This window comes from Brasilonema bromeliae SPC951 (assembly GCF_012912135.1).
GTDB classification, from domain to species: domain Bacteria; phylum Cyanobacteriota; class Cyanobacteriia; order Cyanobacteriales; family Nostocaceae; genus Brasilonema; species Brasilonema bromeliae.
Map to the genome: position 1 here is coordinate 16,546 of NZ_QMEB01000069.1, position 7,909 is coordinate 24,454.

At 44.0% G+C, this 7,909-nt stretch carries 5 protein-coding genes; all 5 read right to left on the reverse strand.

Annotation, left to right across the window (positions count from 1 at the left end):
- Nucleotides 1-244: 244 nt before the first annotated feature.
- On the reverse strand, nt 245-1,324 hold the full coding sequence (gene aroF, locus DP116_RS11135) for a 3-deoxy-7-phosphoheptulonate synthase (protein ID WP_169155248.1): 1,080 nt from the start codon (nt 1,322-1,324) through the stop codon (nt 245-247).
- A 225-nt stretch (nt 1,325-1,549) separates the two neighbouring features.
- Nucleotides 1,550-2,791, reverse strand: coding sequence for a tryptophan synthase subunit beta (trpB, locus tag DP116_RS11140; protein WP_169155249.1), 1,242 nt, complete (start codon nt 2,789-2,791; stop codon nt 1,550-1,552).
- A gap of 92 nt (nt 2,792-2,883) precedes the next feature.
- Nucleotides 2,884-3,711 (reverse strand): tryptophan synthase subunit alpha, encoded by an 828-nt coding sequence (trpA, locus tag DP116_RS11145; protein ID WP_169155250.1) that lies wholly within the window; start codon nt 3,709-3,711, stop codon nt 2,884-2,886.
- Between the two features lie 41 nt (nt 3,712-3,752).
- A complete protein-coding gene (gene trpC / locus DP116_RS11150; RefSeq protein WP_169155251.1) occupies nt 3,753-4,586 on the reverse strand; it encodes an indole-3-glycerol phosphate synthase TrpC in 834 nt (277 codons plus the stop codon).
- Between the two features lie 57 nt (nt 4,587-4,643).
- A complete protein-coding gene (locus DP116_RS11155; RefSeq protein WP_169155252.1) occupies nt 4,644-6,845 on the reverse strand; it encodes an anthranilate synthase in 2,202 nt (733 codons plus the stop codon).
- Nucleotides 6,846-7,909: the final 1,064 nt, after the last annotated feature.

The following is a 7,909-nucleotide window of genomic DNA, read 5'->3' on the forward strand; positions in this document are numbered from 1 at the left end:
ATATAAAAAGTATCAACATAAAAATATATCGTTGGAAAGATGTAAGATACCAAATATTAGAAAAAATTTCTCTGAGCATTGATAGCAGTATCTCTGGCAATACTTTTCGGATAAGTACTACTCATTTCCCTTGCTATTTAGGAAAACTTAAAGGAAAAGAGGGAAAGGATGAATTTTTCCCTTTCCCCCTAACTGAAAAGTATTGGTACCTCTGTTACAAACACAAAATACTACACTCTACTTCCTACACCGATCCTAAAGCTACCAAACTACGTTGATCGGGTGTAGACCAGCGACCAACGACTTTACCCAAAACTGACAATTCCTGAACCAATCGGTCAAACTTTTCAGGGGTCAGGGACTGAGGTCCATCTGATAGAGCCTTAGCAGGATTCGGGTGAACTTCAATCATCAATGAATCTGTACCTGCTGCTAAAGCTGCCATTGCCATCGGTGTAACATACTCTGATTTCCCTGTACCATGACTAGGGTCAATCATGATGGGTAAATGTGTTAGCTGTCTCAACACAGGAATCACTGATAAATCTAGAGTGTTACGAACATATTTGGAATCAAAAGTTCTAATACCCCGTTCGCAAAGAATCACATTTGGATTTCCTGCTGCCAGAATATATTCTGCTGCCATGAGCCACTCATCAATCGTGGCGGACATCCCGCGTTTGATCAGCACAGGCTTATCTTGAGCGCCCACTTTCTTTAGCAAGGAGAAGTTTTGCATATTCCTGGCTCCTATCTGGATCACGTCAGCAACCCTAGACAGTGCTGGTAAATCGGCAGCATCCATAAGTTCTGTGATGATACCCAAACCCGTAGCTTCACGGGCTGCGGCTAACAAATCTAGAGCACTCTCACCATGTCCTTGAAATGCATAGGGTGAAGAGCGAGGTTTGTAAGCGCCGCCACGCAGAAACTTAGCTCCAGCTGCCTTAACGCGCTTTGCCGTTTCCACAATCATTTCTTCATTTTCCACGGAGCAAGGTCCAGCAACCAACACAACGGGATGTTGTTCACCGATGTAGACAGGACCATTTGGTGTGGGAACAACAACCTGACTGGCTTCTCCATGACGGAATTCTCGACTGACGCGCTTGAAAGGTTTCTGAATTCGTAGTACTTGCTCAATCCAAGGACTGTTATTCTGTATCTGCATTGGATCTAGGGTGGCAGTTTCACCAATTAAGCCCAAAACTACTTTGTTCTGTCCAACACTTTTTTCCACAGTGAGGCCCCAAGTGTCATGCAATTCTTGGCTGATGCGAGTAATTTCCTCAGCAGGTGTACCATTTTTGACGATAATGATCATGAATTTTGATTCTCCGTATTATTTGTTGGTTTGTTTTGTATAAACTACTAACGAGTAGCTACTGAATATAGCGGTTCTCATTTGGATGCAGTACGCTTTTTGACCCCACACGCCGGTCGCCGTGAGAGCACCGAAACAAGGACTGCAGCACTGGCTCCCCTTACCCCTGCCCGAACTCGCGGGGAGGGGCGGTTAATAGTCAATAGTCAATAGTCCCTAAAAAGACTAAGGATTCAGGATTGTAGCAACAGTTTGCACATCTTTATCCCCTCTGCCTGAGCAGTTGATGACAATCCGAGGACTACCTTCTAACTGAGGACACAGCTTTTCTAAATAGGCGATCGCATGAGCAGTTTCCAAAGCTGGAATAATCCCTTCTAGTTGAGACAGAAGCTGCAACCCTCCTAAAGCCTCAGAGTCGGTTATACTGTAGTACTCAGCGCGACCAAGCTCCTTGAGATAGCTATGCTCTGGACCGACGCCAGGATAATCTAAACCAGCACTAATCGAATGTGCTTCGATAACCTGACCATCATCATCTTGTAGCAAATAGCTCATAGCACCGTGCAACACACCGATTCGTCCCCTAGTCAAAGTTGCTGCGTGCTTTTCGGTGTCAACACCTTCGCCTGCTGCTTCAACTCCAATCAGGCGCACAGATGGCTCATCCACAAACTCATGGAATAACCCAATCGCATTGGAACCACCACCCACACAAGCCAAGAGAATATCTGGTATTCCTCCCCATTTCTCTTGAGACTGAGCGCGAGTTTCCTGACCAATGATAGCGTGGAAGTCGCGTACTAACTTGGGGTAAGGATGGGGACCCGCAACGGAACCAAGGATGTAGTGGGTTGTTTCCACGTTTGTCACCCAGTCCCGAATCGCCTCGGAAGTTGCATCCTTAAGTGTTCCAGTACCAGCCTCCACGGGACGAACTTCAGCTCCCATCAGTTTCATCCGAAACACATTGAGGGCTTGCCGTTGCATATCGTGGATGCCCATATAAATCACGCATTGTAAACCAAAACGAGCACATACGGTTGCAGTTGCTACCCCATGCTGACCTGCTCCTGTTTCAGCGATAATGCGTTGCTTACCCATACGCTTTGCCAGCAACACCTGACCTAAAGCGTTATTAATTTTATGAGCACCTGTATGATTTAAATCTTCCCGCTTGAGATAGATTTGCGGCCCTGTACCATCAGTAAGAGCGTAGTGTGCTGTGAGACGTTCAGCAAAATATAAGGGATTCGGTCGTCCCACGTAGTCTTTAAGTAATTTTTGTAACTCTTCTTGAAAACTTGCCTCGTTGCGGTATTGCTCATATGCTGTTTCCAATTCACTTAATGCGGGCATTAAGGTTTCAGGAACATACTTACCGCCGAACTTTCCGAATCTTCCCAAGGAGTCGGGTCTTGCAGTTGTGGATACAACTTTATTATTGATATCTGAGATGCTAACCACTGGATATAACCTCTTAGCTTCTAGTAAATTTTCAGGAGTCTTAACAACAGTTAACAGTCAACAGTTGTTTTTGACTGATAACTGATCACTGTTCACTGTATAGAACCTACCGTTTGAAGAGACGGTTGGGCAATTGCGGCTTTCAATTCTTGAGAAAGTTGTTCAATAGCTTGCAGTCCTTCTGTGGGACTACCATTTGCTAATCTTTGAACAAATGCACTACCAACAATAACACCATCTGCGCCCCAATCGCTGACCTGACGCGCCTGTTCTGGTCCAGAGATGCCAAAGCCAACACCAATCGGTTTATCAGTTATACTTCGCATCTGAGTGAGTAAAGTTTTGACGCGTTCTTGTAGTTGAGAACGAACACCTGTCACACCAGTCACACTCACAAGGTAGATAAATCCTTGAGAGTATTTGGCGATCGCCTCAATTCGCTCTTGAGAACTGGTAGGAGCCACAAGTAAAATGACTTCTATTCCAAATTCTGTGCCTGTGTTAATTAAATCTTCCGCTTCTTCTAAAGGTAAGTCTGGTACGACTAATCCCCGCACCCCTACACTGGCGACTTGCGCCAAAAATGACTTAATACCCCTATTTAAAATTGGGTTGTAGTAAGTGAATAGAATGATGGGTGCTTGCAAGTTTGGACTCACATCTGCAACCATCTCTAACACATGCTCTAACTTAGTTCCGTTGTGTAACGCACGAGTTGCGGCTGCTTGGATAACAGGACCATCTGCGAGTGGATCAGAGTAAGGAACACCCAGTTCAATAAAGTCAGCGCCATTTCTGTCTAAGATCCGTAAAGCTTCTTTTGTGGTTTCTAAGTCAGGATCTCCAGCTGTGATGAAGGGAATCAGGGCGCACTGGTTGCTATTTCTTAAAGATTGAAAACGTTGGGAAATGGAAGTCATCGGATAATGCACCTACGTAATCAGTGTTTTTGTATGACGAGCTAAGAATGGAGGAGACTTCGCACAGCCTGCTCTAAATCAGCTTGTTTCACTAACGACTCTCCTACCAAAACCGCACGCGCACCCGCTTGGGCGACAAGTGATAAATCAGCAGGAGTATATAAACCAGACTCACTGACGATGGTAATGCCAAAGCTTTGCAATTTTGAGCGTCGCTCTTCTACAAGTTGCTGAGTGAGTCCGATATCCACCGTAAAATCTTCTAAATTGCGGTTGTTGATCCCTACCAAGCGCAAATCATCAAGTTTTAGCACCCGATCCAGTTCAGCTAAAGTATGAACTTCTACCAAAGCTTTCATCCCCAAATCATGAATGACTCGTAAAAAGTCTTGGAGTTGTTCATTTGAAAGGATAGCAGCAATAAGTAGTACAGCGTCTGCGCCTGCAACCCGTGCATAATAGATTTGGTAGATATCGATGATAAACTCTTTGCACAGTAGTGGGAGTGCGACTTGTTCCCTGATAGCACGCAAATTATCAAAACTGCCTTGAAAGAACTTTTCGTCAGTCAGAACAGATAGACAAGCTGCACCACCTTGCTCATAGGCTTGGGCGATCGCCACTGGGTTAAAGTCAGCCCGCAGAACTCCACGACTCGGCGAAGCTTTCTTAACCTCTGCAATCAGGCTTGGTTGATGGGGATTTTGCTTTAAAGCAGTCAGGAAATTTCGTACACTCGGAGCAGCATTTAACTGCTGTTGCAAAGTCGCTAGTGGTAAATCTTGCCGCATTTGTGCGACTTCTTGCTTTTTGTACCACACAATCTCTTCGAGAATGTGGCGTGGACGAACATTTGTAGTAGCAACTTGTTTCATAGACTCCTGGTGAGATGAGGGAGTAGGGAGCAGGGAGTAGGGAGTGAGGGAGAATAACTATTGACTAATGACTAATGACTCTTGAGTTTGAGTGTATGCACGCACTACGTTTTTAATGATTGCCAGACCAAGTTCTCCTGCCAGAGTCATAATGGATTCTGGATGAAATTGCACAGCTGCGACAGGAAGTGTTTGATGCTCAATTCCCATGATCACATCGTCATTAGAAATGGCTGTTACCTTCAGTTGTGCTGGCAATTTTTCCGGTAAAGCAAACAACGAATGGTATCTACCCACACAAAAGGATTCTGGTAAACCTTTGAAGAGAACAGAATTTGAATCGGTGACAAAAATCCGTGAAGACTTGCCATGTTGAGGATAGTTGAGAACTCCCAGTTCTCCACCAAACGCTTCAACAATACCTTGCAGTCCCAGACAGACTCCAAAAAGTGGAATTTGCCGACGCAAGCAAGCCTGGACAGTTTCTGGAACACGAAAATCATTCGGTCTACCAGGACCTGGAGATAAAACAACTAAGTCTGGACGTTCTGTGTCAAACAGCGATTCCGAAAACCCATGACGTAATGTTGTGACTGTCGCACCCGTTTGGCGGATGTAATTTGCCAGTGTGTGAACAAATGAGTCTTCGTAGTCGATGAGTAAGATGCGCTTACCAGATTCGACATTTGGAATGTAGGTGTTCAATTTTGTTGGCTGAGATTCTTCAGATTTTTTCCCCTGCTTCGCGCGACGAATTGTCTCAAATAAAGCCGCAGCTTTAGTCATTGTCTCTTGTTCTTCTGCTGCGGGCAAGGAGTCATAAAGAATAGTCGCGCCAACTCTCACCTCAGCGATTGAGTCTTTTAACCGAATTGTCCGCAAAATCAATCCAGTATTAAAATTGCCGTTGAAGTTTAAATAACCGACAGCTCCACCATACCAGCGTCGAGCACTACGCTCATGGTTTTCGATAAACTGGATTGCTGAGCGTTTGGGTGCGCCTGTCACTGTGACTGCCCAAGTATGGCTCAAAAAGGCATCCAAAGCATCAAATTCTGGTCTTAATAATCCCTCGACATGATCCACTGTGTGAATCAAATGGCTATACAATTCTATTTGACGACGACCAATCACTTGTACTGAGCCAGGTTCGCAAATCCGTGATTTGTCATTACGATCCACGTCTGTACACATGGTCAGTTCGGCTTCTTCTTTCCCAGAGTTAAGGAGTTGACGAATCTGTTCGGCATCATCTAGAGCATCTTGTCCTCGGGTAATCGTCCCACTGATTGGGCAAGTCTCTACACGCCTACCTTCAACTCGCACAAACATTTCTGGAGATGCGCCGATAAGATACTCTCCACCTAAGTTAAATATAAACCCATAGGGACTGGGATTAATTTGCTGTAGTGTTTGGAATAGTTTGCTCGGTGGTTCTTCACAGGATTCAAAAAAGCTTTGACTGGGAACAACTTCAAATAAGTCTCCCCGACGGAAGTAATCTAGTGCGACTTCTACTTGATTTGCATACTTCCCTGGCTGATGGTCAGAAGTTAGAGTGGGAACATGGCGTTCTCCTTTATAATCAACCGAGTCACCTGTTCGTGGAAGATTTTTGGTACTGCCATGCGCTGTTTCAAAGTCGTACTGTATACGGTATGCTCGTTGCAAGTAGTAGTCAACAACGAGTAGTTCATCCGGTAGATACAGTACCAAATCCCGCTGATCTGTAGGACGCTCTAAACGCTTGGGAATTGATTCAAACTGGAACACCAAGTCATATCCAAATGCGCCATACAATCCCAGATGCTCGTCTTCATCACTAGAGAAAGCATGGAGAATCTCGCGGATAACTGTAAAGGCAGAAGGTTGCTTACTGCGCTCTTCTTCTGCAAATAGTTGAACAGTTGGCTTGACAAAACCACTGATGTGATCGTTCTCTAACTTGACTTCCTGAAGTTGAGAATGCACTGACAATCGCTCAAAAAGTATTGGTAGAAGCACTTCGCCTCGCTTGTTGAGCGCTCTTAGCGTAAAAGCTCTCTCGCGTGTTGTCACCTCTAGTGGTGGATTGACAAATGCGATCGCCCACCTTTTATATCTCCCTGGATACTCATAACTACTTTTGAGTAAACCTCCACGCTGAGAGTTCAGGTGAAACAAAATTTCGTCTAGAGCTGTGTCTGTTTGCACTTCGCTGATGGAGCGAGATATCTTTATACCGCCAAGAGTTGTGTAGCAGTGAGAATCAACAATCATGCGCAATTTCTCTGAAGTAGTTATGAGTCATTAGGAGGCAGTACGCCCAGGAGGGAAACCCTCACTTGGTATCTGGCGTTCATTAGTCATGCATCAAAATTTTGACTAATGACTTTCAACTATCATGTGTTTGTACTATGTCAATTAAAAACTTACATACTACAACCAAAATGCAAGATCTTGGAAGCAAAAAGTAGTATATTGATCTTGTCCCAAATTGGGCGTTATTGTAGTTGTCTATTCAAACAAGAGCCTTATTGTCAAAAGGGAACGAGCCGACAAACCTATTTATTATGAATATGTCGCATTCAACTAAGTCACAAGGTTAAACCATCAATTACCGACTACTAACAGCCTACAATTAACAGTCAAAACCTTAAGCAAAGTTTTAGATTTGAATGCTACTTGGTATGAGATTAGCGTATCTAAATGTTAAAGAATGAGATATGAACAATTTTTTGATAATTGCGTCAATTTTTTTGCTTTTGCTTTTATAGTTAAGTAAAATCTTTATAATGGTATGAAAGTATTTTTCCGCTTCTACCTAGGGTTAGAAAGATTCCTTTCTTTTATGAATAGATAAAGATGGAAGTTTATAGACTCAATTCTAAAATGTCCGAATCGTGTCGCCTCGTTATAGGAAGACGGTGAGAAAGCCCCGTCCCATAAGAGTGCGGGGATGAATCACCTCACCGTCTTAGTCCTGCCGTCATTGGTCAATAGTCCGACGTATGATTAAACACTAAACTTTTAAAATACGTACGTAGGGGCGCAAGGCATTGCGCCCCTACTAATGACTCGAAATCCGAGTTAATGGAAAATACATTTTGACCGCCCCCTGGACATTTGAGAACAAGACCCCCATCTGCGCTCATGGAGGTAAAAAGTATAATCAATCACTAAAATCCGGGCTTTTAATAAAAGGGGCGGCTTGAAAATAACTTAAATTATCAGGGTAGTGCTATCAACACCAGTCAAGGTCGCTAAGAAAATATCGCTAATATTGTAGTTGGTGTCTCCGGCTACCAGGTTGAAAGCACTAGAATCAACCGCCACAAAGCGCC

Bases quoted from the DNA above. Each gene is read 5' to 3' on its own strand.
- aroF (WP_169155248.1), bottom strand. From the start codon at position 1,324: ATGATCATTATCGTCAAAAATGGTACACCTGCTGAGGAAATTACTCGC.
- trpA (WP_169155250.1), bottom strand. From the start codon at position 3,711: ATGACTTCCATTTCCCAACGTTTTCAATCTTTAAGAAATAGCAACCAG.
- trpC (WP_169155251.1), bottom strand. From the start codon at position 4,586: ATGAAACAAGTTGCTACTACAAATGTTCGTCCACGCCACATTCTCGAA.
- DP116_RS11155 (WP_169155252.1), bottom strand. From the start codon at position 6,845: ATGATTGTTGATTCTCACTGCTACACAACTCTTGGCGGTATAAAGATA.